Here is a 24,715-nt window from a genome sequence, read left to right on the forward strand (position 1 = left end):
GGTCTAGACCATTTCTCCCCGAGGGACAAGGCGTGACAGATGAGTTTCGATGTGGTCAGGAAAGAACGTGGCCCGCCGGGACGACGTCCAGCACGACCTTGCCGGTGACCGTGCGGTCGAGCTGGGCCGCGGCGGCCTCCTCCAGGCGTTCCCACGGCAGGCGCCGGCCGATCTCGACGGACAGGTCGCCCGCCGCCACGAGGCCGAGCAGGAAGGCCAGGTCGGGGCCGGGGGAGTCGACGTCGCCGAACGAGTTCATCGAACGCGCGGGGCCGAGGGAGAAGGTCGAGCCGGGCGGGAAGACGGCCGGCTGCCCGGAGGCCCAGCCGATGCTCTGGAGGTTGCCGCCCGGTGCGAGCAGGCCCCACGCCGCCACCAGGGTCGGGCCGCCGACCACCTCGATGACGACGTCCACGGGGGTCACGCCGTCCAGGCCGGTCACGACCTCCACGTCCGTGCCGAGGGCCAGGGCGCGGGCGCGGTCCGGCGTGCTCACCGAGGCGACGACGTGCGCCCCGGCCAGCCCGGCGAGCTGCACCGCCAGCCTCCCCACCGCCCCCGATGCCCCGGTCACGAGCACCCGCGATCCCGACGCCCCGGTCACGAGTCCGCGCGGCCCCGACGGCGGGCTGACGATGAGTCCGTGCGGTTCCGGCGGGACGTCGGTGGGGAGTCCGCGTGGCCCGGGGGAGACGCCGGCGGCGCGTAGTGAGCGGAGGGCGGTCAGGCCGGGCATCGGCAGGGCCGCGGCCGTCGACAAATCCACCCCGTCGGGCACCACGGCGAGCGCGCCGGTGTCGAACGCCGCCCGCTCCGCCCACGCTCCCGCCCCGAACGCCGCCACCCGCGCGCCCTCGGCCGGGCCCGTGCCGTCCGCGGCGGGCCGCAGCACCACCCCGGCGGCGTCGTAGCCGAGCACCGTGCCCTCCGGCAGTCGGCCCATGTGCCGCAGCTCGCTGAAGTTGACCGACGTCCTGTGCACCTCGACGAGCGCCTGCCCGGCTTCCGGAACGGGTTCGGGAACGTCGGCGAGCCGTCCTGCGGCCCCGGGGCCGACCACCAATGCGTGCATGGGAAGTCCTCCTGCAACCATGCGGACCGGCGGTCCGCTTCGTTGCCGGGATACTATGGGGACCGACAGTCCGTTTGCAAGGGAGGGGCGTTGGTGCGATCAGACGCGACCCGCAACAGGGAGGCGATCCTGCGGGCCACCGAAGAGCTCCTGGCCGCCCACGGCGCCGAGCACATCTCGCTCGACCGGGTGGCCGCGGCGGCGGGGGTGGGCAAGGGCACGCTGTTCCGGCGCTTCGGCAGCAGGACCGGCCTGTTCCAGGAGCTGCTGGCCGAGCGGGCCGCCGCCCTGGCCGAGGCCATCGAGTCGCCCGACTCGCCGCTCGGCCCGGGGGCGCCGCCACGGGATCGGCTGCTCGCGTTTCTGGACGAGCTGGCCGGGCTGGCCGAACGCAACCTGGCGCTGTTCGCCGCGCACGAACGGGCCTGCGCGGCCGACAAATACCGCGATCCCACCTACCTGCGCTGGCACGCCCACGTGACGGCGCTGGTCGCGGCGGCGGCGCCGGGGCTCGACGCCGCGTTCGCCGCCCACACCCTCCTGGCCTCCTTCGACGCCGACCTCGCCCGGCACGTGATGGCCGAGGGCGGGGCCGACCGGCTCAGGGCCTCTGTGCGCGGCGTCGCCGAAGCCCTGCTGCGCGGCTGAGGCGGTCTCAGGCGGGCTCGCGCGGCCCGGGCGGGATCGGCGCGGGCTCGCGCGGGCTCGCGTGGTCAGGCCGAGAAGGCGTCCGTCGCGGCCTGGCAGAAGGCTTTGAGGTCGTCCGGTTTGCGGCTGGTGACCAGGGTGTTCGGGCCGTCCGTGCAGACGACGACCTCCTGGTCCTTCCAGGTCGCGCCCGCGTTGCGCAGGTCGGTCTGAAGGCTCGGCCAGGACGTGAGCGTACGCCCGCGGACGACGTCCGCCTCGATGAGCGTCCAGGGGGCGTGGCAGATGGCGGCCACCGGTTTGCCGGCGTCGAAGAAGGCCCGCGCGAACTCCACGGCCGGCGGCGCCGTACGCAGGAAGTCGGGGTTGGCGACACCGCCGGGGAGCAGCAGGGCGTCGAAGTCGCCGGGGTCGGCGTCGTCCACCGTGGCGTCCACGGTGAAGGTGTCGGCCTTGTCCAGATGGTTGAACGCCTGGATCTTCCCCGAGGACGTGGAGACCAGCCGGGGCGTGCCGCCCGCCTGCTTGACCGCCTTCCACGGCTCGGTGAGCTCCACCTGCTCGACCCCTTCCGGAGCGACCAGGAACGCGATGGTCTTGCCGTTCAACATGACGGTCCCCTTCGTGTTTTCCCTTCCCTCTATCCGGGCGATCAGGAAGTATGCGTTCTTACCCCCCGGGGGTATATAGTGGCCGGGAAGCCGGGACAGTGAGGAGTTCGGACATGGTGATCACCGCGTACCAGGTCGAGGGCATGACCTGTGGCCACTGCGTCAGCTCGGTGCGGGCCGAGGTCGGCAAGGTCGACGGGGTCCAGGCCGTCGAGGTCGACCTCGCGGCCAAGGAGATGGTCGTGACCAGCAGCGCCCCGATCGACGCCGCCGTCATCGAGTCGGCCGTGGTCGAGGCCGGCTACGAGCTGGGCGGGGGCCGGGAGCTGCTGCCGCAGGCCGGGTCGTGCTGCGGCTCGGGCGGCTGCCACTGATCCCTCAGGGGGATCGGCGCCGGGAGCTCCACAGGGTGTGCGCGGCGCATGCGGTGGCCGCGCCGACGGCGTACCAGAGCAGGTCGGGCGGGTTGAAGGTGCTGCCCAGCAGTGGCCGCAGGACTGCCGGGATCTCACCGAGCTGGGCGAACTCGATCGCCCAGCTCAGCCCGCCCGACCCCACCGCGGCGACCCAGGGCCGCACGCGCGGCAGGGCCAGGACGACGAGCGCGTAGATCAGCACGGTGTAGAGCGCGTCGCCCGCGTACTTGGGCACGGGCCCGTCCCACAGCAGCCGGACGCCGAGCCCCGCCACCACGGTCACGACGGCAGCGAGGAGAACGGGCAGGCGAGGCACCAGATCACGGTAGCGCCAGGGCTGCTGAAAATTTACACCGCAAAATGAAACGAGAATGAAACAATTCTCCGTGCTGCGTTGACACGCGGTCTCTCTATGGTGTGCCTTCATCTACACAGGAATCCCCCGCCTGAAGGTGAGGCATCATGAGGAAATGGTTCGCACGCCTGGCTGTGCTAGGCGTCGCGATGTTGGTGGCCGGCCAAGGCGCCACGGCGGCCCAAGCCCAGGAACCTGCGGCGGGGAAGAAGGTCCTACGCGTCGGCGCCACCCAGGCGATGGATTCGATGAACCCGTTCCTGGCGGTCCGGCTGGTCTCCACCGCGATCCACCGCACGATGTACGGCTACCTCACGGTCCCCGACTCCAAGACGCTCCAGCCCAGCCCCGACCTGGCCGAGTCGTGGACGACGTCCGACGACGGGCTCACGTGGACGTTCAAGATCCGTAGCACCAAGTGGTCCGACGGCCAGCCGGTCACGGCCGAGGACGCCGCCTGGACGTTCAACAAGATCATGACGGACGAGGCGGCCAAGACGGCCAACGGCCCCGCCGTGGAGAACTTCGAGAGCGTCACCGCCAACGGCCAGGACCTGGTCATCAAGACCAAGGCCCCGCAGGCGTCCATGCTGGAGAACCCGATCCCGATCATGCCCAAGCATGTGTGGGAGAAGGTCACCGACATGGCCAACTACGACGCGGAGACGTACCCGACGGTCGGCAGCGGCCCGTACATCGCGGTCGAGCAGAAGAAGGACCAGTTCGTCAAGCTGGAGGCCAACCCCAACTACTGGCGGGGCAAGCCGAAGGTCGACGAGCTCCAGTTCATCTTCTACGACAACCCGCAGGCCGCCATCGCCGGGCTGAAGAAGGGCGACATCGACCTGCTCGGCCGTATGACGCCGCCGGAGTTCCAGGCCATCGAGAACGACCCGAACATCGAGGCGTGGAACACCCAGGGCCGCCGGGCCGCGTACCTGCAGATCAACCACGGCGCCACCACCACCGACAACAAGCCCATCGGCGACGGCCACCCGGCGCTGAAGGACCCGAAGGTGCGTCAGGCGATCCACTTCGCCATCGACAAGCAGAAGCTGGTCGACGAGGTGCAGGGCGGCCTGGCCAAGCCGGCCGACGGCTCGATCATCCCGCCCATGTTCAAGGACTTCTTCTGGGAGGCCACGGGCGACGAGAAAGTCACCTACGACGTGGCCAAGGCGAACAAGATCCTCGACGACGCCGGTTACAAGAAGGGCGCCGACGGCGTCCGCACGATGCCCGACGGCAAGCGCAAGCTGGAGTTCCGCTTCAGCATCCACACCGACACGCCGATCGAGGACAAGCTCGCCGAGTACCTGACCGGCTTCTTCAAGGAGGTCGGCATCACGCTGACCACCCAGAAGCTCGACTCCAGCAAGTTCACCGAGGAGACCGGCGTCACGGCGCTGTTCGACATCGCGATCAGCGGCTGGTCGGTCAACCCCGACCCCGAGGAGATCCTGGCCACCCACCTGTGCAGCCGTCGGCCGGCGCCGGGCGGCGAGGGCGGCGGCACCGAGTCGTTCTACTGCGACCCGACCTTCGAGAAGCTCTACCAGGAGCAGCTCAAGGAGCTCGACCGGCCCAAGCGCGCCGAGATCATCAAGCAGATGGAGCAGCGGCTCTACACCGACGCCCCCGTGATCGCGATCTACTACCCCAACGACCTTGAGGGTTACCGCAAGGACCGGATCACCAGCATCACCCCGATCCCCGAGGACAAGGGTCTGCTGTACGGCGGCAGCGGCTACTGGCCGTTCTACACGGCCGACGTCAAGGCGTCCGCGGCCGGCGGCTCCGGCGCGGGCGGCGACTCCGGCTCCAACACCGGTCTCATCGTCGGCGTGGTCGGCGGCGTGGTCGTCATCGGTCTGGCGGCCTTCTTCCTGACCAGGCGGCGTAAGAGCGTCGCGGACGAGCGCGAATGACAACACCGCTCGAAGCGGCAGAGCCCGCCGCCGTCCAGGCGGCGGGCCCTGCTGAGGACCGCCCCGCTCGCCGCGGCACGCTGAAGTACGCGTTGTCGAAGGCGGGCGGGGCGCTGTTCAGCATCGCCGCGGTGATCGCCGGGACGTTCTTCGTCTTCCGCCTGCTGCCCGGCGACCCGGTGCGGAACCTGGCGCAGGGCCGCAACATGACCCCGGCGCAGCTCGACATGGAACGTCACAGGCTCGGTCTCGACAAGCCGGTGCTCGACCAGTTCATCGACTTCGTCGGCAAGACGCTCAGGCTCGACCTGGGCACGTCGTACGAGTACAAGCGGCCGGTGCTCGACCTCATCGGCGAGCGCATCGGCCCGACGCTGCTGCTGGCCGGGACCGGCCTGGTCATCGCGGTCAGCCTCGGCCTCTGGCAGGGCACCAGGGCGGGCTGGCAGCGGGGGAGCCGGTTCGACCGCTTCTCCACCGGTCTGTCGCTGGTGCTGTGGTCGGTGCCGACGTTCTGGCTCGGCCTGCTGCTGATGATGGTGCTCGGCGTCGGCATCGGCCCGATCCCCGGCATCCTCCCGTTCCGGGGCATCGAGAGCGTCGACGCGCCCGACGGGTTCGCGTACCTGCTCGACGTGGCCTCGCACATGGTGCTGCCGTGCCTGACCCTCGTGGCGGTGATCTACGCCCAGTACCTCCTGGTCATGCGGTCGTCGCTGCTGGAGGAGGTCAGCCAGGACTACATCACCGTGGCCCGCGCCAAGGGCCTGCGCGACGACGAGGTACGCCGCCGCCACGCGGTGCCCAACGCCCTGCTGCCCACGGTGACGCTGGTCTTCATGCGCATCGGCTTCGTGGTCGGCGGCGCGGTCACCGTGGAGACGATCTACACCTGGCCGGGCCTCGGGCAGCTGTTCTACCGGGCGGTCCGGGTGCCGGACTTCACGCTCATGCAGGGCACGTTCATGCTCATCACCGTGGCCGTCATCCTCATGAACACGCTGGCCGACGTGCTCTACCACGTTCTCGACCCGAGGGTGAGGTCGGCATGACGAGTGTCGCTGCCACGCGCAGGCGGCAGGCGCTGGGCAACTTCTGGACCGACTTCCGCCGGCATCGCGCGGGCGTGATCGGGACGGTCGTCCTGCTGGCCGCCGTCGTGCTCGCGCTGGTCGCCCCGCTGTTCATCGACGAGGGCGTGACCAGCGTCATCGACGCGCCGGGCGAGAAGTTCCAGGCCCCCGGCCTGGACTTCCCCTTCGGCACCGACGAGTCGGGCCGGTCGATCCTGCTGATGATCTGGTGGGGGTCGCGTGCCTCGCTGCTCATCGGCTTCCTGGCCGCGCTGCTCAGCATCGTGATCGGCATGGTCATCGGCATCGCCGCCGGGCACTTCGGCGGCTGGGTCGGCGGCACGCTGATGCGGGTCACCGACTGGTTCCTGGTGCTGCCCTCGCTGGTGACCGCGCTGGTGCTGGCGGCCATCCTCGGCGGCAGCACGTTCACCATCATCATGGCGATCGGCGTCACCACCTGGCCGTCCACGGCCCGGCTGATCAGGGCGCAGACCTTCGCGGTCGAGGCCAGGCCCTACATCGAACGTTCCAAGGCGCTCGGCGGCGGCCACTGGCACATCACCACCCGGCACGTGCTGCCCAACGTGGCGCCGCTGCTGCTGGCCAGCACCACCCTGGAGGTGGCCAGCGCGATCGTCACCGAGTCCACGCTGGCCTTCCTCGGCGCCAGCGCGAACAAGACGTCGTGGGGCACCATGCTGCGCGGCTCCTACGACTACGGCGCGGCCAACGAGGGCGCGTGGTGGTACATCATCCTCCCCGGTCTGGCCATCCTCGTGGTCGTCATGGCGTTCACCCTGGTGGGACGGGCGCTGGAGGCCGTGCTGAACCCAAGGCTCAGGAGGGCGGCATGAGTCTCCTCGAACTGGACGACCTGTCGGTGACCTACCGCATCGCGTCGGGCGAGGTGCCCGCGGTGCGCGGTGTGTCGCTGACCCTCGACTCCGGAGCGGCGCTCGGAGTCGCCGGCGAGTCGGGGTCCGGCAAGTCGACGCTGGCCATGGCGCTGCTCAGGCTCCTGCCCAAGAGCACGCGTGTCGGCGGCCGGATCCTGCTCGACGGCGACGACGTCCTCACCATGAAGTGGGGACGCATGCGGGCCGTGCGCTGGGCCGAGGCCTCGATCGTGTTCCAGGGCGCGCAGCACGGGCTCAACCCCGTGCGCAGGATCGGCGAGCAGATCGCCGAGCCGCTGCTCGTCCACGGCCTGGCCAAGCCGGACGGCGCCCGCAAGCGCGTCGGCGAGCTGCTCGAACAGGTCGGCCTGCCCGCCTGGCGGGCCCGCAGCTACCCGCACGAGCTGTCCGGCGGCCAGCGGCAGCGCGTGATGATCGCGATGGCGCTGGCCTGCTCGCCGCGCCTGATCATCGCCGACGAGCCGACCACCGCGCTCGACGTGATGGTCCAGGCGCAGGTCCTCACGCTGATCAAGGAACTGATCGCCGAGCACGGCATCTCCCTGATCATGATCTCGCACGACCTGTCGGTCCTGGCCGACGTCTGCGACCAGCTCGCGGTCATGTACGCCGGCCGCGTGGTCGAGCACGGCCCCTCCCGCGAGGTGTTCCACGACGCCCGGCACCCCTACAGCCGGGCCTTGGCCGCCGCGTTCCCGACCGTGGGCGACCCGGTCTCGCGGCTGGCCCCCAAGGGGCTCGGCGGCGACCCGCCGGACCCGATGCAGCTCCCGACCGGCTGCGCGTTCCACCCGCGCTGCCCGGTCGCGCTGGAGGAATGCGCGCTTCTCGACGTCGAGCTGTGGCCCGCCGGCCCCCGCCACGCCGCCGCCTGCGTGCACGTACGCTCCAAGGAGGAGGTCGAGGCTTCATGACCGAGACGCAGACCGCCGCCGAGACCGTCTCGACGGGCAAGGGCGCGCTGCTGGAGGCCCGTGACCTGCACGTCGCGTTCTCCTCAAGGGGCCGCAGCGCCCGCGCCGTCGACGGCGTCAACCTGGCGATCGGCCAGGGCGAGATCGTGGCCCTGGTCGGCGAGTCGGGCTGCGGCAAGACCACCCTGGCCCGCACGCTGCTCGGCCTCGAACGCCCCACGTCCGGCGAGGTCCGCTTCGACGGCTCCCCGCTGAACTACGGCTCCAAGGCGCTCAAGGCCTACCGCCGCCAGGTCCAGCTCGTCCTCCAGGACCCGATGGGCTCGCTCAACCCCCGCCAGACCGTCTACGAGGCGGTCGCCGAGGGGCCGCGCATCCACGGCCTGCCCGACGAGGAGGAGCTGGTCGCCTCCGCCCTGTCCAGGGCCGGGCTGCGGCCGCCCGAGCGCTTCTTCCTGCGCTATCCGCACGAGCTGTCCGGCGGGCAGCGGCAGCGGGTCGTGATCGCCGGCGCGCTCGCCCTGAACCCCAAGGTGCTGATCGCCGACGAGCCCGTGGCCTCGCTCGACGCCTCCGTACGCGGCGAGATCCTGGCGCTGATGCTCAAGCTCAGGGCCGACCTCGGCCTGTCGGCCCTGGTCGTCACCCACGACCTCGGCCTGGCCTGGAACATCGCCGACCGGGTCGCGGTCATGTACCTCGGACGGATCGTCGAGTCCGGGCCGGTCGAACAGGTGCTGACGGCGCCGCGGCATCCGTACACGCAGGCGCTGATGTCGGTGCTGCCGGAGTCGCCCGAGCGGATCGTGCTGACCGGTGAGCCGCCGGACCCGACCAGGGTGCCGAGTGGCTGCCGGTTCCACCCCCGTTGCCACGTGCTGGCCTCGGGCAGGGCGGCGGAGGCGGGCGTGGACGCGGCCTGCCGATCGGAGGTGCTGAAGATCCTCCCCGCCGTGCCGGACGCCCAGGCCGCCTGCCACTACGCGGCGGTCTCCGGGTAGGTCACCCGCGGAACGCGTCGGCGTGCTCGCGCGCCCACTCGGCGAAGTCACGCGCGTCCCGGCCGGTGACCTCCCGGACGGTCGGGACGACCGTGTAGCCGACCTCCGGCGTGTTGCCGAGCGCGCCGACGAGGAACTCGATGGTCTGCTCGCCCATGCCGTCGGCGCGCCACTTGGCCCGCGCCTCGTCCACGGTGAGCTCGACGAACTCGACGTCCTTGCCGATGGCCTCGCCCAGGACGGCGACCTTCTCCTTGAGGGTGATCGCGCGCGGGCCGGTCAGCACGTACGTCCGGCCGCCGTGCCCGCCCTCGGTCAGGACCTTGGCGGCCACCGCGGCGATGTCGCGCTCGTGCACCAGCGCGCTCAGCCGGTCGCCGAACGGCTCCTTGATGACGCCCTCGGTCTTGATGGTGTGCGCCCACCACTGGAGCGTGTTGGACATGAACTCGACCGGGTGGAGCAGCGTCCACTCCAGGTCGGTGGCGGCGAGCGCCTGCTCCAGCTCGCCGTCCTCGCGCCCGCCGAGCACGGTGACCCGGCGCACGCCCGCCTTGACGGCCAGCTCGGCGAGCCCGGCGCCGTCGGGGAGCGGCGCGTAGTCGTCGCCGGCGAAGTTGATGAAATGCGCCGCGGTGACGCCCTCGAAGGCGGCGGCCAGGGAGGCGGGCTCGGCGAGGTCCCCGCCGACGACCTCGACGCCCTCGGGGAGGGCGGCCTTGGCGGGGTTCCTGGTCAGGGCGCGGACCTGCTGCCCGGCCAGGAGGAGCTCCTCGACGACGAGGCGGCCGACGGTTCCGGTGGCACCGGTGACGAGGATGGTCATGTTGAACCCCACTTCTTTCGGAACGGAACGTTCTGCTCCTACTGTAGCAGAACGGAACACTTCATTCCATGTAGCTCTTGAGCCGGATCGCCGTGGCCGCCCGGTGGATCGCCCCGGCGACGCGCTCGATGACCTTGTCCTTGCCCGGCAGGTGCGGCATCAGCTTGAGCATCCTGAGCTGGAACCACAGCGCCAGGCGTGAGCCGATCACCATGCCCCGCACGTTCGCCGGACCGAGCTCCTGGTTGACCCGGACGAACTCGCGCATCTCCCGCTCGTAGCCCGCCGCGCCGCCACCCCGGGCCAGCTCGCCGGCCAGCACGTACGCCCCCACGATCGCCAGGCTCGTGCCCTGTCCCGAGGCCGGCGAGGCGCAGTACGCGGCGTCCCCGAGCAGCACGACCCGGCCCTTCGACCACTGGTCCATGTGCACCTGGCTGACCGAGTCGAAGTAGAAGTCGTCGGCCTCGCGCACCGCGCCGAGCAGCGCGGGCACCTCCCACTCGACGCCCGTCATGGCCTCGGCCAGCAGGTCCTTCTGGCGGCCGACGTCGCGGTGGTCGTAGGACAGCGGCTGCGACGCCCACATGAACAGGGCCTTGGCGGCGCCGTCCCGGCGGGTGCTGTAGACGTTGGCGGTCCGGCCGGGGGCGGCGTGCACGGCCTCCTCGCGGTCCAGGCCGAGCGTGTTGGGGACGGTGGAGATCGAGACGTAGTAGCCCAGGTCGCGGACGTACTGGTCGTCCGCCCCGAAGGCGATCCTGCGGATGTTGGAGCGCATGCCGTCCGCGCCCACGACCAGGTCGAACCGGCGCGGCTCGGCGTGCTCGAAGGTGACCAGGCCGTCGTCGGCGACGGCGGTGACGGAGTCGCCGAAGAGGTATTCGGCGTCGTCGCGGGTGAGGTCGTACAGGAGCTCGTTGAGGTCGCCGCGCATGATCTCGGCGTCTTCGCCCTCGCGGCCGCCGAACAGGTCGGCGTCCATGGTGGCCACCGGGCTGCCCTTGCCGTCGTAGTGGGTGGCGACGCGCATGCCGGTGGCGCGGGCGGTGACCGCGTCCAGCAGGCCCATGCGCCGGATCACGTCGAGGGCGGCGCCGCGGATGTCGACCTTGTAGCCGCCCGTACGGATGGCGGGGGCGCGCTCGACGACGGTGACGGTGAAGCCGTGGCGGCGCAGCCAGTAGGCCAGCGAGGTGCCGGCGATGCTCGCGCCGGAGATGAGGACGTTCTTCATGCCGTGAACGGTACACATGTCTAAGACGCTTGTCTAGGACGGATTTTTCAGACGTTTGTGCTACGGTCTGGGCATGGGAAACAGGGAAGACCTGATGGCCGGGGCGAAGCGCTGCCTGATCGAGAAGGGCTACTCGCGTACCACCGCGCGCGACATCGCCAACGCGTCGGGCGTGAGCCTCGCGGGCATCGGCTACCACTTCAGGTCCAAGGACGCGCTGATGAACGAGGCGCTGTTCGAGGTGATGAAGGAATGGGGCGACGACCTGGCGCTGACGCTCACCGCCGACGTCAAGGAGGGCGCGTCACCGCTGGAGCGGTTCGCGGCGGCGTGGGACCGGGTGGTGGAGTCGTTCGACCGGCTGCGGCCGCTCTGGATCACCCAGCTTGAGCTGCTCGGGCAGATCGATCACCTGCCCGAGGTGCGGGAGCAGCTCGTCTCGGCGATCACGGACGCGCGCGTGGGGCTCGCCGAGCTGTTCCAGGACGTGCGGGCCGATACCGACCCGGAGCGGGCCCGGCTGGTGGGCTCGCTCTACCAGGCCATGCTGACGGGGTTCCTGGCGCAGTGGCTGCTCGACCCGGACAGCGCGTTGTCGGGGCGCGAGGTGGCCGAGGCGCTGCGCATGGTGGGCGGCGGGTCGTAGGACGGCCCGTGGGGGAAGGTCAGAAGGCGCTTATCGTGGCAGGCGCGCGTTCGGCCCTGCTGAGGGTGCGGATGACCGCCGTCGCGCCGTGCCGGTGCACCGCCAGGCGGGCCAGCAGTTCCACGACGGGCTCGATGATCGCCGGCGGCAGCTCCGGCGTCTCGATGCCCACGCTGGCGGCCAGGTCGTCGGAGTGCACGACCAGCTCCATCACCCTGGTGAGCAGGAAGTCGTCGAGCAGCAGCGACCAGCCCGCCCACGGCAGCCGCACGACCCGGTCCGCCGGCTCGGCGGGCAGCTCGACGAGGAGGCGGTCCAGCAGCGCCTGCGTGTGGTCGACCAGCGTGGCGTGCCCGTCCGCGGCGGCCGCCTGGCCGCCCCGCCGGATGCTGACGTTGCTCTCGTGGTCGAGGCCGGCCTGCACCCACGGCGACCTCGTGTAGTGCTCGATGAGCGGGATCGCCTCCCCGGGCTCCTCGCCGGTGTCGAGCACGTCGACGACCCTGACGATCTGGTGGGCCAGGTGCCCGGCCAGGCCCGCGACGCTGAACTCGGTCAGCGCGCTCGGCTTCTCCCACGCCGCCCGTACGGCCGGGTCGCGCAGCAGCGACATCGCCGACGCCGCGGCCACCAGATAGGACTGCCTGATCTCCCCCATATGCCGCCCTTTCCCCGGTTCAGGTGGTAGCTCGGGGCCAAGACTATCCCTCGCCGATCCGCCGGGGGCCGCCGTCCTGCCCACTGAGACGGGGGTGCGCTCAGGTCCCTTCGTGGCCTTCCGCCAGCACCTTCCCGATGGCGGACCTGACGAAGGCTCTGGTCAGCGTGCCCCTTCTGAAGCGGCTCAGCACGGGACGCGGGGTGTCGTAGCGGCGCGCGCGCACGTCGGCCAGCACGACCTCCGGCGCGCCCATCCCGGCCAGCACGTCGAGGGCCTCCCGCTTGGTGATCAACCGGCCCTCCCGCAGGGTGACCGACGCCCTGGCGACGGTCAGCAGGCCGAGGTCCACCCAGACCTCCCGCAGCCAGCGCCGGCGCCCTCTGGTCTTGTCCAGCCAGAACTCGCGCAGGTCCGTACGGACGAAGTCGGCCAGGACGCCGTCGGAGACGGACGGCAGCAGCTCGGCGGGCGGCGGCCCGTGCAGCACGAGGGGAGCCGTGTGCAGCTCGCGGCGGGTCACCGCCGTCACCGGGCGGCGGAAGATCTGCTCGTGGGCCCACGTCACGTGCTCGACCCCCGGGTCCGCCAGCTCCTCCACCGGCAGGTAGGAACAGTGGAGCAGGTCGGCGAGCGGCAGGTCGAGCCCCCGGTGCAGCGCCTTGATCCGGCGCCACTGCTCCATCGTGACCGGCGTCTCGACGACCGCGATCAGGTCGAGGTCGCTGCGCCCCGGCTGGTAGTCGCCGGCGCCCAGCGAGCCGTGCGCCCACAACGACACCAGGGGCACGACCTCCCCCACGCCGTCACGGAACCGCCGGAGCAGGACGTCTGTGGCCGCATGCATGATGTCCACTATGATCCATTCCCGGCCGTCCCGGAAGATCACCGGGCGAGCCGTCAGGACGTGCTGAACAGAGCGCTCACCGACTCGCCGTCGTGGATCCGGCGCATGGCCTCGGCCAGCGCGGGGGCGATCGACAGCACGGTCAGCTTGTCACTCGGCTTGGGCGGCGGCACGGTGTTCGTGCAGACGATCTCCATGACCTCGGGGAACGCGCTCAGCCGCTCGATCGCCCCGCCCGCGAACAGCCCGTGCGTGCACGCCAGGCGGACGGAGTTGACGCCCTGCTCGCGCAGCCGTCCCAGCAGCTCGATGACCGTGCTGCCCTTGGCGATCTCGTCGTCCAGGATGATCACGTCCTTGCCCGCGACCTCGCCGATGACCGAGCTGATCACCACGCGGTCGTCGGGGAAACGTTGCTTGGCGCCCATCGCGACGCCGGTGCCGAGCAGCCGGGCGAAGTGCGCGGCCTCCTTGGCGTTGCCCAGGTCGGGGGAGACGACGACGGTGTTCGACAGGTCGTAGCGGCGGAAGTGCGCGGCCAGCTCGCGCAGCGCGTGCAGGTGGTCGACGGGCACGCTGAAGAAGCCGTGGACCTGCGGCGAGTGCAGCGTCATGGCCAGCACCCGGTTCGCGCCCGCGGCCACCATCAGGTCGGCGACCAGCCGGCCGCCGATGGAGATGCGTGGCGCGTCCTTCTTGTCCGACCGGGCGTAGGCGTAGTGCGGCAGGACGACGGTCGTCCTGGCCGCGGACGCGCCGCGGGCCGCGTCGATCATGAGCAGCAGCTCGACCAGGTTCTCCTGGGTCGGCGGCACGAGAGGCTGGATGAGGAACACGTCGCGCTCGCGGCAGTTGGCCTGGAGCTGCACCTCAAGCGCGTCGTTGGCGAAGCGGGCGACCTTGACGGGGTGGAGCGGGGTGCCGAGGTGGGAGCAGATCTCCTCGGCCAACTCGGGGTGGGCGCTGCCACTGAAAACCGTGATGTCTCGCACGATTTCCAAAGGATAGCTTCACGGGCTGACGTAGTGGTGGAGCAGGGCGGGTTCGCCCGCGGCGTTGAGCCATCGCGCGCGGGTGCTGCCGACGCGACGCCAGCCCAGCCGCTCGTAGAGCGCGACGGCCGCCCGGCCCTCGTCGGAGACCTCCAGCAGGACGGGCCCGTCGGCGGCCTTCCGCACGGTGTCCAGCAGGAGGGGGGCCAGCCCGCGGCCCCGGGCGGCGGGCGCGACGAAGAGCCGGGTGACCTCCGGGCCCTCGGGGGTGTCGGCCAGGCCGACGTGGCCGAGCACCTGGTCCTCCGTGACCGCCACCCAGGCGCTCAGGAGGCCCTGCGGGGTCAGCCAGCCGTGGGGGTCGGCCGGCCAGTCGACGGGGTAGCGGTCGGCGTTGTGGACCAGTCTCAGGGCCGCGGCGCAGGCGTCCAGATCGGCCGGCGTCCGTAGGCGGACGCTCATGCCGTCGGTCGTCACGCCAGCGCCTCCACCGTGAGTGCGTCGAGGTCGGGGAGGACCTGCCAGGCGAGGGCGAGGGCGTCGTCGTCGGGCGGGTAGCCGGGATGCGGCACGGCGATCACCCGCATGCCGGCCGCGTGCGCCGAACGCAGCCCGTTGCTGGAGTCCTCGACCGCCACGCAGTCCTTCGGGTAGATCTCCAGCCGCCTGGCCGCCTCCAGGTAGCCGTCGGGGGCGGGCTTGCCACGCGCGACCTCCTCGGTGGAGACCGTGGTGACGAAGTACTCGCGCAGCTCGGACGCGTCCAGCACCACGTCGATCAGCCGCCGGGGCGACGAGCTTGCCAGGCCGAGCGTGAACCGTGCGGCCAGCCGGCGAACGGCCTCGCGGGCGCCCGGCAGCAGCGGCACGCCGTCCTGGTAGCGCTCGGCCATCTGGTCGACCACGCCCTCGGCGATCTCGTCGGGCGTCAGGCGCACCCCCAGCTCGTGCAGGTAGGCCGCCCACTCGCCGGTGCTCATGCCCATCAGCCTGGACTGCGTGTCGGGCTGCCAGGTGCCGCCGTGGTCGGCGACGAAGGCGCGCCGCACCTGCTCCCAGACGGGCTCGGAGTCGACGAGCACGCCGTCGAGGTCGAACACGCATGCTTCCATGGCCACCCCCAAGAGATCAGACTGGATCCACCCAATCACACCGCCCGAGCCGCTGCGCCGACGTTTCCTGCCCTTATTGCCCGAGTTTCATGCTATTGGGGCTGGTTATTGAGCTACGAGCGTCCATTCAGGGGCATGCGAGCAGACATGGCAGACCTTCCATTTCATGACACGGGCGACTTCGAGGATGCGGATCGCGGCTTCATCGCGAAGCTGACCCCCGCCGTGGTCAAGTCGAGGAACGGCCAGGTCGTCTGGGACAACGACTCCTATGCCTTCCTCAACGCCGAATGCCCCGAAACGGCTCACCCCAGCCTGTGGCGGCAGAGCCAGCTCTGCGCCAAGCAGGGCCTGTACGAGGTCGCCGACGGCATCTACCAGGTACGCGGCCTGGACCTGTCGAACATGACCCTGGTCGAGGGCGACACCGGCGTCATCGTCATCGACCCGCTGGTCTCCACCGAGTGCGCCGCCATCGCGCTCGCGCTCTACCGCCGCCACCGCGGCGACCGCCCGGTCACGGGGGTCGTCTACACCCACAGTCACGTCGACCACTTCGGCGGCGTACGCGGCGTCACCGACGGGAACGTGCCGATCCTGGCCCCGGCCGGCTTCATGGACCACGCGGTCTCCGAGAACGTCTACGCCGGCCCCGCCATGAACCGCCGCGCCGGCTACATGTTCGGTCTCACCCTGCCCCATGCCCCGGACGGCCAGATCGGCTGCGGCCTCGGCATGACCTCCTCCACCGGCACCACGTCCCTCATCCCGCCCACCCTGGACGTCAGCCGCACCGGCCAGGAGGAGATCGTCGACGGCGTGCGGTTCGTCTTCCAGCTCACTCCCGGCACCGAGGCCCCCGCCGAGATGAACTTCCTGTTCCCCGACCGCGGCGCCCTCTGCCTGGCCGAGAACGCCACCCACAACCTGCACAACATCCTCACGCTGCGCGGCGCCCAGGTGCGCGACGCCCGCATCTGGGCCCGCTACCTGTCGGAGACCCTCACGCTGCTCGCCGACCGGGCCGACGTCGCCTTCGCCTCCCACCATTGGCCCACCTGGGGAAAGGCCAACATCGTCCGGTTCCTCCAGGAACAGCGAGACCTGTACGCCTACCTGCACGACCAGACCCTCCGCCTGCTCAACAAGGGCCTGACCGGCGCCGAGATCGCCGAGCAGATGCGCGTGCCGCCCGCGCTGGAGCAGGTCTGGCACACCCACGGCTACTACGGCTCGGTCAGCCACAACGTCAAGGCCGTCTACCAGCGCTACCTCGGCTGGTACGACGGCAACCCCGCCCACCTCTGGGAGCACCCGCCCAGGGAGAGCGCGATCCGGTACGTCGAGTGCATGGGCGGCGGCGCGGCCGTTGTCGCCTTCGCCCGCAGGTACGTCGAGGAGAACGACCTGCGCTTCGCGGTCCAGCTTCTGAACCACGCCGTCTTCGCCGACGAGGGCAACAAGGCGGCCAGGGACCTGCTGGCCGAGGTCTACACCCGGCTCGGCCAGGGCGCGGAGAACGGGACCTGGCGGAACTCGTACCTGACGGGGGCCATGGAACTGACCGACGGCATCGTGCCCACCCCGGTCACCACCACCGCGCCCGACCTGCTCGCGGCCCTGACCGTGGAACAGATCTTCGACTCGCTCGCCATCCGCGTCGACGGCCCCAAGGCGTGGCACGAGAGCCTGTCGATCGACTGGCACCTGACGGACCTGGGGGAGCTGCACCGCACCACCCTGTCGAACGGCGTGCTCGTCCAGCGGCTGAACCCGCCCGAGGAGCCCGTGGACCTGACGCTCCGCCTGACCCGGGCGCAGCTTCTCGGCCTGCTGGCGGGGAAGGGCGTGGAGGGGGTGGAGCGTGAGGGTGACATCACGGTGCTGCAGCGGCTGGTCGCCGTGCTCGACTCACCGAGCCGCGACTTCGCCATCGTGACCCCATGAGCCATGAGCCCGATCGTGCTCATGACGACGGGCACCATGACGGGCACCACGACGGGCACGGCCGCGAGACCGCGGCCCTGCTTGGTGTGGTGGATGTCACGACGACGGGTCCCGCCCATGCGGCCGTCATGGCACACGGGCGTCCGGACCGGTTGTCAGAGTTTGTACAGCTTGTTGAACGGCGTAGTGATCCTCTCCTGCCGGGATCCGAAGTCGACCAGAACGGCGACATCGTCCTCCACCCCGATGACGACACCGAGGCCGTATCGGTCATGGCTCACCCGGTCGTTCATGTCGAACTGCTCGGCGGGTGGCGCCGGAGGCGGCGGTTTGAAGGGACTTGTGGGCAGGTGACGACGAGAATCGCCGCTGGCTCGCTTCATCTCTTCCAGTATGCGCCCACTGCGTGAATACTTTGTGGCGTTCACACCTGTATGGACTCGACACGTGCGCGTGGCGCGGTCGTCGTGGGCAGGCGTACGAACCGCAGAAAGGCCGGCAGCAGCCACGGACGCCGCCCCCAGACCGCCACTTTGCCCGTGAGCGCGGCCCGCGTCCTGGACATCCGGCCGAACAGTAAAAGGTTCAGTGCCGCCGGGTCGAACCCCACGTGCGCGTCCACCCGCGCCCCCGCCTCCGCCACCGACACCCGCCCGCGGTCGAGCACCAGGGCCGCCGGCGCGGTGTGCGCGGAGTGGAACCCGACGGTGATCCGGCGGGCCGGGGCGGGCGAGCCGGTGTCCATCAGGCGCCCATAGTCGTTCCTGATCATCCCGATGAGGAACAGGTCGAAGAACAGGCCGGCGTCCCGCGCGGGCACCGACCAGGGGGTACGGGTCGCGCGGGCGACGTCCCAGCCGTGCAGCAGCAGCTCGTTCAGCAGGTGGGCCAGCACGCCCGCGACGGGCACCCGCGCGTCGCCCAGCCACGGGACCGGCGTCGCCGGATCGACCTCCACGCCGGCGCTCAGGATCTCCCGGACGTCGGCGCGCAGCCGCTCGGCCAGGACGAGCGGGTCACGCTCGGCGAAATGCCCGAACGCCAGCTCGTTCAACGCGCTGACCGTGTCGACGTTGGCCTGGAGTATCGCCTCCGCCAGCTCCGGGAACGGGGAGGCCACGTCGCCGCGCACCACGGAGGTGTAGAGCGAGGCGATCGCGGTGACGTGGGCCGCGGTCTCGGCGACCGTCCACTCCCTCGTCGCCATGGCCTGGGGATCGACGATGGAGATCAGCTTCGCGAACCGGTCGGCGGTCGTCTTGAGCGAGCCGCGTACCGACGCCCATTTGCCGTACGTGATGAGCTCGTCCATGTTCTCTCCAGGGGTCCACGATCACGCTAACCCGTGCCGGGCCGGGAGCCTTCTCCAGGAATGCCTTGCCGGAGCCTGTCGTCCGCACCCGTCGAAAAGCAGTGGCGTCACGTCGCGTGCCGGCAGTTCACTTTGATCACTTGTCCTGCTCGGAGGGAGCTCCATGATCGTGATCTCGGCCGCATCGGGCGCGCTCGGCCGGCTGGTCGTCGACCGGCTGCGTACCAGGGCGGACGTCGTCGCCGCCGTCCGCGACCCCGCCCGCGCGCCCGAGGGCGTACCGGCGCGGCGCGGGGACTACGACGACCCGGCGGGCCTGCGTACGGCGTTCGAGGGGGCCGACCGGCTGCTGCTGATCTCCTCGCCGGAGCTCGACCCCGGACGCAGGATCGGCCACCACCTGGCCGCCCTCGCCGCCGCCGTGGACGTGGGCGTCGGCGCCGTCGTCTACACCAGCTTCCTGGACGCCGACACCGTCGCCACCGGCATGACCGAGGCACACCACGCCACCGAGCAGGCCCTCCTGCGCAGCGGCCTGCCGTACACGATCCTGCGCCACCCGTTCTACGGCGACGCGTTCGTCCCCAGGGTCTCGGACGGCGAGCTGACGGGCAGCGCCGGAGGGCGCGGACTGAACACCGCGTTCCGGTCCGACCTGGCCGAGGCGGCGGCCAACGTGCTGACCGGCGAAGGCCACGAGGGCCGCGCCTACGACTTCACCGGACCGCTGTGGACCCATCCGGAGATCGCCGAGGCGCTGGGCGTGCCCTACCGCGAGGTCCCCGACACCGCCCCCGGCCCGATGGCCTGGCTGAACGCCCAGATCCGCGCCGGCTCCCTGGAACGACAGACCCCCGACCTGGAGCACATCCTCGGCCACCCGGCCCGCACAATGCTCTCCCACCTCCAGGACACACCCTGACGAGCGTCCCTACTTCCGGCGGAGTTCTGACAGCCCGCTGTTTCAAGCGTTGATCATCATGGGGCCGGCAGGTAACGTCAACCCTCGGTGGCGATCGTATGTTCGAAAAGTCGCCCCCTAAGTAGTGGAGAGGGCAAGATGAAGACAACACTGGGCGTGTTAGCCGTCGGCCTCCTGACCTCCGGCCTCATGGCCGCGCCGGTTGCCGCGTCGGCCAGCACGGACTTCTATCTCCTGGCCACCACACAGACGTCCGCCGTCGAAGTGGCGGAGTTCTGGCTGGGCGACAGCGGCGCCAACCTGACGAACGCCACCCCCTACAGTGTCCAGACCGTCATCGACATGGTCATTCTCGGCGGGCCGCACAGCGCCGACGGCAAAGCCGGCGTCGTCCCGCCGGTACTCCCACCCGACGACGGCGGAGGCACCGGCGACGGGCCCGCCGGCACGGGCAAGGTCTTCTTCGTCGGCGCCGACGGCCAGCCGCACTGGTGCACCGGCACGGCCGTACAGTCGCAGTACCGCAACCTCGTGGCCACCGCCGGGCACTGCGCGTACGACACACAAGGACCCGGCGGCGGCCTCGACAAGTGGGTCTTCATCCCCGGATACTCCGCCGGCACGGCCCCCTCGGGCCTCTACGTCGGAAAGACGGCCTTCACTCACTACGATTTCTCGTCGTACAACGACTACGACCGCGATTACACCTTCGTCACCGTGTACAACGGCGTCGTCCCCTCCCCTTCGGGCGGGCTGGTCGACACCGGAAGGCTGGTCGACAAGGTGGGCGCACAGGGCCTGGCCTGGAACCAGCCACGCGACTCCTCGGTCGACATCTTCGGCTTCCCGGCCGGCGCCCATCCCGACGGCACACACCCGCGAACGGGCGACACGCTCGAAAGCTACAAGGGACGCATGTCCGTCGCACGCGCACCCGCCCTGAAGGCCGAGGAGCTCAACACCGTGGACTCCACGTTCGCGGGTGAAGGCTCCCTCGGCTCCTCCTGGCTGTTGCGCTACGACAAGAGCAGCCGCGCGGGCCTCCTCAACACGATCACCATCAGCGTCGCCGACACCGACCGCAACCTGCGCTACGACAGGAGCTTCTCGCCGTACTTCGACGGCGAACTGGCCTCGGTCTACTCGGACGCCGGAACGCAGTGGAGCGGCTCCATCGTCGTGCCGTAGGAGACCCGGGGCCCGCTTCCGCCCGAGCGGCTCTTGATCGTTCACTTGTAGGGTCGGGCGGCATGAGTGGTGAATGGCGGCAGGACAGGATCGGCAGCGCCTTGGCGGGCGGGAATCCCACGGTGCTCAGGCGGCTGGACGCCGGTTTCGCCGTGATCGGCGACACCCAGTTCCTGCCGGGATACTCGGTTCTCCTGACGGACGAGCCCGGCGTGCAACGACTGTCCGACCTGCCCCGGGCCAGGCGAATGGCGTTCCTGTCGGACATGGAGCTGCTCGGCGAGGCGGTCGAGCGGGCCTGCGGCGCGCTGGACCCGGCGTTCCGGCGGGTGAACCTGGAGATCCTCGGCAACACCGACCCTTTCCTGCACGCTCACGTCTGGCCGCGCTACGCATGGGAACCGGCCCACCTGGTCGGCCGGCCGGTCTGGCTGTATCCGCCCGACAGCTGGACCGACCAGCGGTTCGCCCTCGGCCCGCGACACGACCCGGTGCGTGAGGAGATCGGCCGGCGACTCGGCGCGCTGTACGCGCAACACGGGGCCCGCGCAGGCGGCTGAAGCTGGACCTATTCGGAAGTCCCGCCGTGGAGAAGGGCGGTGCTGAGCAGCTTCAGGAGGTCGGCGGCGAGGGCGGGGCTCACCGCGATCGTCGCCTGGGAGCTCATGGTGTGGGGGCTGCCGTCCAGGTCGACCACCAGGGCTCCGGCCTCGCGGGCGATGACGACGCCCGCCGCGGTGTCCCACGGGTTGTTGCTGAGCATGACGTTGGCGTCGACCTTGCCGTCGGCCACCCAGGCGAGGTCGATCGCGGCTGAGCCGAGCATCCTGACGCGCTGGACGCGAGCGGCCAGTTCCTCGGTGAGGGCGAATCGGGGCCGGTTCCGTTCCGGTGCGTCCTCGCCCACCGCGTAGTCGCCCATGGCGACGATGGCGTCCCGCAGGTTCCGGGCGCCGCTGACCTGGATGGGCGATCCGTCGGCCGTCGCCCCGACGCCTTCGGCGGCCGAGTAGCGGACGTTCAGGAACGGCAGCCCGATGACGCCGAGCACGGGAAGGTCCCCGTCGATCAGGCCCAGGGAGACGCCGCACAGGGGGATGCCGTGGAGGAAGTTCGCCGTGCCGTCCACAGGGTCCAGCACCCACGTCAGGCCCTCGCCCGCCCGGCCGGCGCCCTCCTCCTCGCCGAGGAAGCCCACCTCGGGCGTCTCACGCGACAGGAACTCCCGTACGGCGTGCTCGACGGCGAAGTCGACCTCGGTGGCCATGTCGCGGTCGCCCTTGGCGGTGACGACGCCGGGGGCCCTCGTCGTGATGATCTCGCCGGCGATCGTCGCGGCCCGTTCGGCGAAGGGCAGCAGCGCCCGGACGTCGATGCTCATTCAGCTGTCTCCGCTCTCACGCAGGTGTCCGGACGCCGTCGTCAAGGCAGCTCGCGGCGTACCAGGGCCGTGGCGAACGGCTCCCCGGCGGCCCGTGCGTGTGCCATCCGCGCGCGAGCCTCGCCGAGCGTGCGCGGCCGGTAGCCGGGCCCGCCGCAACAACTCTTGTGGAACCCGACGCCCGCGTGCAGCAACAGCGAGAGCACCCGCCAGGCCGCGGTGTCGCGCCGGCGCGGCGCCGCGAAGGCGGAACCCACATGGATCAGCGACTCGCCGCACCGCGGGCACGACCGGCCCTTGTCGCCAGGAAGCGGATAAGGCTGCTTGTACGAGGCGCGGCACGGCAGGCAGACGAACGACGTCTTCGCATGACCCATGCGCCCAGCGTAGCCCCGCGCCGGGGCCGGCCCGCTATGCGGACTTCACCTGAGACCAGGACCGCCGTGCGTGATGGTCGAATTGCGTACTTCGGGATCAGGGGCTTCGATGAACTCCGTGTTCCGACCGTTCCCCGCGTCCGTAGGCCGACATCGAGCGCTCGTCCTCGTTCTCCTGATCACGTGCCTCGGACCGCTCGCGCTGACGGGCTGCACCGGATCGGACGAGTCGCCGTCGCTGCCGCCCGCCGGTGTCTACGAGCACGACGCGGCGAGTGAGAACTCGCAGGCCGAGCCGGTCCGGGCCAGCGGTACGGCCTGGGCTCTCACCAGGCCGTTGAGGGAGGTCGGCTGGTTCTGCGCACAGGTCCGGGCCAATGCGGACGGGCGTGCCGTGTGGTGCCGGATCGGGCGTCGTAACGAGGAGGGCACGGTCCACCCGCAGACGGCGCACTTCCTGCTCGACCGCAATGACCGGCTTGCCTGGGCGTGGTTCCCGACCACCCAGGCGGACTACGAGGGGAACCCGATCGCCGTCACCGCCGCGCTGGCGCTGACCGCGATCTGGCCCGGCACCGAGGTGCGGGAGGAGATCGACGACTTCGACAGCGATCTCCGCACAGCCATACCGCGACCGGACGACGACTATCCCCGGACAGGGTGGCGGGACACGTACGCGGACTACAGCTACGACCCGCTCGACGGACTCGTCGTCACCTCCCGGGACGCCTCCCTGCGCCGCTGGCCGTTCGGGTCCGAGCACTACGCGACCACGATGAGCTCGGCCGTAGACGATCTTCTGGCCGGTGGTTACGACTGCTTCTATCCCCCTCAGACGAGCTGCAACCGCCCTCAGTCGAACGGGGACTTCCGTGTCAACCTCCGTGGCGACCAGATCGTCATGGCGCGGTTCGGCATCGGCAGCCGGCTGAAGTCCGGGCGGCAACGACACCGCCTCACCGAGGAGTTCCCGCACGGCCTCACCTTCCTGGCCGAGGCGGTCCGCCGTCCGGTCACGGAGCGCATCGAACAGTCCCGGAGGTCCGGTACGGGCTTCGTCGGCATCGTGGCCGGAACCGTCGTGATCATCGACGCGCGAACGAACTTCTTCGGCAGAGGCGATCTGGTGGGGTACTTCGACATCCAGATCGGCGCACCCCTGGCCGCGACCTTGCCCACCTGAACGCGCCCGTCTCCGCTGGCCCGAATCGTATGATCCGTCTCATGCCGATCCCCAGAGCGGTCGCCGTGGTCGTCGACGGCACACGAGTCCTGGTCATCAAGCGGTTCTTCCGGCGCGAACCAGGCGTCACCTGCGGCATCTGCGAGGCCCGCGGCCGTCGGGAGGCGCAGTGTCCAGGGCACCACTACGCGCTTCTTCCAGGGGGCCACGTGGAGGACGGCGAGTCGCCGGAGAGCGCGGCCGTGCGTGAACTCCACGAGGAGACGACCCTCACCGGAGAGATCGACCGGCTGCTCCTCACCGGCCTCCACGCCGACCGGCCCGCCTTCTACTTCCTCATGCGGGACGTCAACGGCGTTCCCTCGCTCTCCGGCGAAGAGGCGCTGGAACACGGGCCGGACAACACCTTCGAGCTCAGATGGGCGAGCGCCGCCGAGTTCGAGCAGCTGAACCTGTACCCCGCCGACGTGCGCGGGCCGCTCACGGAGCTGCTGCACGGCTGACCCCGCGCGCCGAGCCCCTCGGTGTCCGGGACGTCCGATATGACGGTCTCGCCCCTATGGTTCTCCCATGAACGAGTCGCTACGGCTGGCGCCGATCACCCCGGCGAACGTTGAGCTGGCCATCGCTGTGAAGGTCCGGCCCGACCAGGAGCGTTTCGTCTCGCCGGTGGCGAACTCCCTCGCAGAGGCCTACGTGCAGCCACAGGTGGCCTGGCCTCGCCTCATCCTGGACGGTGATCGTCCCGTCGGGTTCCTCATGGCCTTCATCGACATCGACTGGAATGGCAAGGGGGTCGACTTCCGGTCAGGCCTGTGGCGCCTCAACGTGTCCGCCGAGGCGCAGGGACAGGGCGTCGGACGATTCGCCGTCAGAGCCGTGGCCGCAGAGGTCAGGCGTCGCGGTGGCGGCCAGATGTTCGTCACGTGGGAGCCGGGAGAAGGCGGCCCCGAAGACTTCTACCGGAAGCTCGGATTCCAGCTCACCGGCGAGGAGAGCGGCGGCGAGAAGGTCGGCGTGCTGGACCTTCACTGAGTATCCGGAGGGCAGGCTCCTCGTGAAGGGTCGTCTCGTGGCACTCAGGCTGTCCACGAGAAGGCCGGTGGGTCATGAGGACGTCTGACCTGCGGATGTAACCCTTTTGTCGGT

General features: G+C 70.5%; 29 protein-coding genes. 16 read left to right on the forward strand and 13 right to left on the reverse strand.

What is annotated here, in order from left to right:
• Positions 1-55: 55 nt before the first annotated feature.
• A complete protein-coding gene (locus ABZ815_RS39680; RefSeq protein ID WP_357706368.1) occupies positions 56-1,072 on the reverse strand; it encodes a zinc-binding dehydrogenase in 1,017 nt (338 codons plus the stop codon).
• 93 nt (positions 1,073-1,165) lie between these two features.
• Here ABZ815_RS39680 and ABZ815_RS39685 point away from each other — a divergent pair, with 93 nt between their 5' ends.
• On the forward strand, positions 1,166-1,720 hold the full coding sequence (locus ABZ815_RS39685) for a helix-turn-helix domain-containing protein (protein WP_357706369.1): 555 nt from the start codon (positions 1,166-1,168) through the stop codon (positions 1,718-1,720).
• A gap of 65 nt (positions 1,721-1,785) precedes the next feature.
• Here ABZ815_RS39685 and ABZ815_RS39690 read toward each other — a convergent pair whose 3' ends face one another.
• Positions 1,786-2,331 carry a type 1 glutamine amidotransferase domain-containing protein gene (locus tag ABZ815_RS39690; RefSeq protein WP_357706370.1) on the reverse strand — a complete coding sequence of 182 codons (546 nt, stop codon included), beginning with the start codon at positions 2,329-2,331 and terminating at the stop codon, positions 1,786-1,788.
• 113 nt (positions 2,332-2,444) lie between these two features.
• Here ABZ815_RS39690 and ABZ815_RS39695 point away from each other — a divergent pair, with 113 nt between their 5' ends.
• Complete coding sequence (locus ABZ815_RS39695) at positions 2,445-2,705, forward strand: heavy-metal-associated domain-containing protein (protein ID WP_357706371.1); 261 nt, start codon at positions 2,445-2,447, stop codon at positions 2,703-2,705.
• Positions 2,706-2,709: 4 nt separating this feature from the next.
• Here the strand turns inward: ABZ815_RS39695 and ABZ815_RS39700 are convergent, their stop codons facing one another.
• Positions 2,710-3,063, reverse strand: coding sequence for a DUF2809 domain-containing protein (locus ABZ815_RS39700; protein WP_357706372.1), 354 nt, complete (start codon positions 3,061-3,063; stop codon positions 2,710-2,712).
• A 146-nt stretch (positions 3,064-3,209) separates the two neighbouring features.
• On the opposite strand from ABZ815_RS39700, the gene ABZ815_RS39705 reads away from it, so the two are divergent.
• From ABZ815_RS39705 to ABZ815_RS39725, 5 genes are read left to right on the forward strand one after another with little or no spacing between them, the layout of a single operon-like run.
• Positions 3,210-5,030, forward strand: coding sequence for an ABC transporter substrate-binding protein (locus tag ABZ815_RS39705; RefSeq protein ID WP_357706373.1), 1,821 nt, complete (start codon positions 3,210-3,212; stop codon positions 5,028-5,030).
• Positions 5,027-6,082: an ABC transporter permease gene (locus ABZ815_RS39710; protein ID WP_357706375.1), complete on the forward strand. Its 1,056-nt coding sequence runs from the start codon at positions 5,027-5,029 to the stop codon at positions 6,080-6,082. The genes ABZ815_RS39705 and ABZ815_RS39710 overlap by 4 nt, the downstream gene beginning before the upstream one ends.
• Complete coding sequence (locus ABZ815_RS39715) at positions 6,079-6,960, forward strand: ABC transporter permease (protein ID WP_357706376.1); 882 nt, start codon at positions 6,079-6,081, stop codon at positions 6,958-6,960. Before ABZ815_RS39710 ends, ABZ815_RS39715 begins: the two co-directional genes overlap by 4 nt.
• On the forward strand, positions 6,957-7,937 hold the full coding sequence (locus tag ABZ815_RS39720) for an ABC transporter ATP-binding protein (RefSeq protein WP_357706378.1): 981 nt from the start codon (positions 6,957-6,959) through the stop codon (positions 7,935-7,937). Before ABZ815_RS39715 ends, ABZ815_RS39720 begins: the two co-directional genes overlap by 4 nt.
• A complete protein-coding gene (locus ABZ815_RS39725; protein ID WP_357706380.1) occupies positions 7,934-8,938 on the forward strand; it encodes an ABC transporter ATP-binding protein in 1,005 nt (334 codons plus the stop codon). The genes ABZ815_RS39720 and ABZ815_RS39725 overlap by 4 nt, the downstream gene beginning before the upstream one ends.
• Before the next feature lies 1 nt (position 8,939).
• Here ABZ815_RS39725 and ABZ815_RS39730 read toward each other — a convergent pair whose 3' ends face one another.
• On the reverse strand, positions 8,940-9,764 hold the full coding sequence (locus tag ABZ815_RS39730; protein ID WP_357706381.1) for an NmrA family NAD(P)-binding protein: 825 nt from the start codon (positions 9,762-9,764) through the stop codon (positions 8,940-8,942).
• A 61-nt stretch (positions 9,765-9,825) separates the two neighbouring features.
• A complete protein-coding gene (locus ABZ815_RS39735) occupies positions 9,826-11,001 on the reverse strand; it encodes an FAD-dependent monooxygenase (RefSeq protein WP_357706384.1) in 1,176 nt (391 codons plus the stop codon).
• A 73-nt stretch (positions 11,002-11,074) separates the two neighbouring features.
• On the opposite strand from ABZ815_RS39735, the gene ABZ815_RS39740 reads away from it, so the two are divergent.
• Positions 11,075-11,647: a TetR/AcrR family transcriptional regulator gene (locus ABZ815_RS39740; RefSeq protein WP_357706387.1), complete on the forward strand. Its 573-nt coding sequence runs from the start codon at positions 11,075-11,077 to the stop codon at positions 11,645-11,647.
• Positions 11,648-11,666: 19 nt separating this feature from the next.
• On the opposite strand, the gene ABZ815_RS39745 is transcribed toward ABZ815_RS39740, so the two are convergent.
• The 5 genes from ABZ815_RS39745 to ABZ815_RS39765 form a co-directional block, all read right to left on the reverse strand.
• Positions 11,667-12,305, reverse strand: a complete 639-nt coding sequence (locus ABZ815_RS39745) for a maleylpyruvate isomerase N-terminal domain-containing protein (protein ID WP_357706389.1) — start codon at positions 12,303-12,305, stop codon at positions 11,667-11,669.
• Positions 12,306-12,405: 100 nt separating this feature from the next.
• A complete protein-coding gene (locus ABZ815_RS39750; protein ID WP_357706390.1) occupies positions 12,406-13,152 on the reverse strand; it encodes a nucleotidyltransferase domain-containing protein in 747 nt (248 codons plus the stop codon).
• A gap of 53 nt (positions 13,153-13,205) precedes the next feature.
• Positions 13,206-14,144 (reverse strand): ribose-phosphate pyrophosphokinase, encoded by a 939-nt coding sequence (locus tag ABZ815_RS39755; RefSeq protein WP_357706392.1) that lies wholly within the window; start codon positions 14,142-14,144, stop codon positions 13,206-13,208.
• Between the two features lie 18 nt (positions 14,145-14,162).
• Positions 14,163-14,621, reverse strand: coding sequence for a GNAT family N-acetyltransferase (locus tag ABZ815_RS39760; RefSeq protein WP_357706394.1), 459 nt, complete (start codon positions 14,619-14,621; stop codon positions 14,163-14,165).
• A complete protein-coding gene (locus ABZ815_RS39765; RefSeq protein WP_357706396.1) occupies positions 14,618-15,244 on the reverse strand; it encodes an HAD family phosphatase in 627 nt (208 codons plus the stop codon). The genes ABZ815_RS39760 and ABZ815_RS39765 overlap by 4 nt, the downstream gene beginning before the upstream one ends.
• A gap of 159 nt (positions 15,245-15,403) precedes the next feature.
• Between ABZ815_RS39765 and ABZ815_RS39770 the strand changes: the two genes are divergently transcribed.
• Entirely contained in the window at positions 15,404-17,203 is a 1,800-nt protein-coding gene (locus ABZ815_RS39770; RefSeq protein ID WP_357706397.1) for an alkyl sulfatase dimerization domain-containing protein, read from the forward strand.
• Positions 17,200-17,613 (forward strand): hypothetical protein, encoded by a 414-nt coding sequence (locus tag ABZ815_RS39775; RefSeq protein WP_357706400.1) that lies wholly within the window; start codon positions 17,200-17,202, stop codon positions 17,611-17,613. The genes ABZ815_RS39770 and ABZ815_RS39775 overlap by 4 nt, the downstream gene beginning before the upstream one ends.
• Positions 17,614-17,627: 14 nt before the next feature.
• On the opposite strand, the gene ABZ815_RS39780 is transcribed toward ABZ815_RS39775, so the two are convergent.
• The gene (locus ABZ815_RS39780; protein WP_357706402.1) at positions 17,628-18,515 is read right to left on the reverse strand and encodes a maleylpyruvate isomerase N-terminal domain-containing protein; all 888 of its coding nucleotides are present in this window, start codon (positions 18,513-18,515) and stop codon (positions 17,628-17,630) included.
• 163 nt (positions 18,516-18,678) lie between these two features.
• Between ABZ815_RS39780 and ABZ815_RS39785 the strand changes: the two genes are divergently transcribed.
• The 3 genes from ABZ815_RS39785 (at position 18,679) to ABZ815_RS39795 (ending at position 21,185) form a co-directional block, all read left to right on the forward strand.
• Positions 18,679-19,437: an NAD(P)H-binding protein gene (locus tag ABZ815_RS39785; RefSeq protein WP_357706404.1), complete on the forward strand. Its 759-nt coding sequence runs from the start codon at positions 18,679-18,681 to the stop codon at positions 19,435-19,437.
• A 138-nt stretch (positions 19,438-19,575) separates the two neighbouring features.
• Positions 19,576-20,625 (forward strand): hypothetical protein, encoded by a 1,050-nt coding sequence (locus ABZ815_RS39790; RefSeq protein ID WP_357706406.1) that lies wholly within the window; start codon positions 19,576-19,578, stop codon positions 20,623-20,625.
• A gap of 62 nt (positions 20,626-20,687) precedes the next feature.
• Complete coding sequence (locus ABZ815_RS39795; RefSeq protein ID WP_357706408.1) at positions 20,688-21,185, forward strand: diadenosine tetraphosphate hydrolase; 498 nt, start codon at positions 20,688-20,690, stop codon at positions 21,183-21,185.
• 8 nt (positions 21,186-21,193) lie between these two features.
• On the opposite strand, the gene ABZ815_RS39800 is transcribed toward ABZ815_RS39795, so the two are convergent.
• Both ABZ815_RS39800 and ABZ815_RS39805 read right to left on the reverse strand, forming a co-directional pair.
• A complete protein-coding gene (locus ABZ815_RS39800; RefSeq protein ID WP_357706410.1) occupies positions 21,194-22,006 on the reverse strand; it encodes an inositol monophosphatase family protein in 813 nt (270 codons plus the stop codon).
• Between the two features lie 41 nt (positions 22,007-22,047).
• A complete protein-coding gene (locus tag ABZ815_RS39805; RefSeq protein WP_357706412.1) occupies positions 22,048-22,383 on the reverse strand; it encodes a hypothetical protein in 336 nt (111 codons plus the stop codon).
• Positions 22,384-22,501: 118 nt separating this feature from the next.
• Here ABZ815_RS39805 and ABZ815_RS39810 point away from each other — a divergent pair, with 118 nt between their 5' ends.
• The 3 genes from ABZ815_RS39810 (at position 22,502) to ABZ815_RS39820 (ending at position 24,601) form a co-directional block, all read left to right on the forward strand.
• Positions 22,502-23,566, forward strand: coding sequence for a hypothetical protein (locus tag ABZ815_RS39810; RefSeq protein ID WP_357706414.1), 1,065 nt, complete (start codon positions 22,502-22,504; stop codon positions 23,564-23,566).
• 41 nt (positions 23,567-23,607) lie between these two features.
• Positions 23,608-24,069: an NUDIX domain-containing protein gene (locus tag ABZ815_RS39815; protein WP_357706417.1), complete on the forward strand. Its 462-nt coding sequence runs from the start codon at positions 23,608-23,610 to the stop codon at positions 24,067-24,069.
• 67 nt (positions 24,070-24,136) lie between these two features.
• Entirely contained in the window at positions 24,137-24,601 is a 465-nt protein-coding gene (locus ABZ815_RS39820; RefSeq protein ID WP_357706419.1) for a GNAT family N-acetyltransferase, read from the forward strand.
• Positions 24,602-24,715: the final 114 nt, after the last annotated feature.

This window comes from Nonomuraea sp. NPDC047529, from assembly GCF_040642995.1.
Taxonomy (GTDB): Bacteria; Actinomycetota; Actinomycetes; order Streptosporangiales; family Streptosporangiaceae; genus Nonomuraea.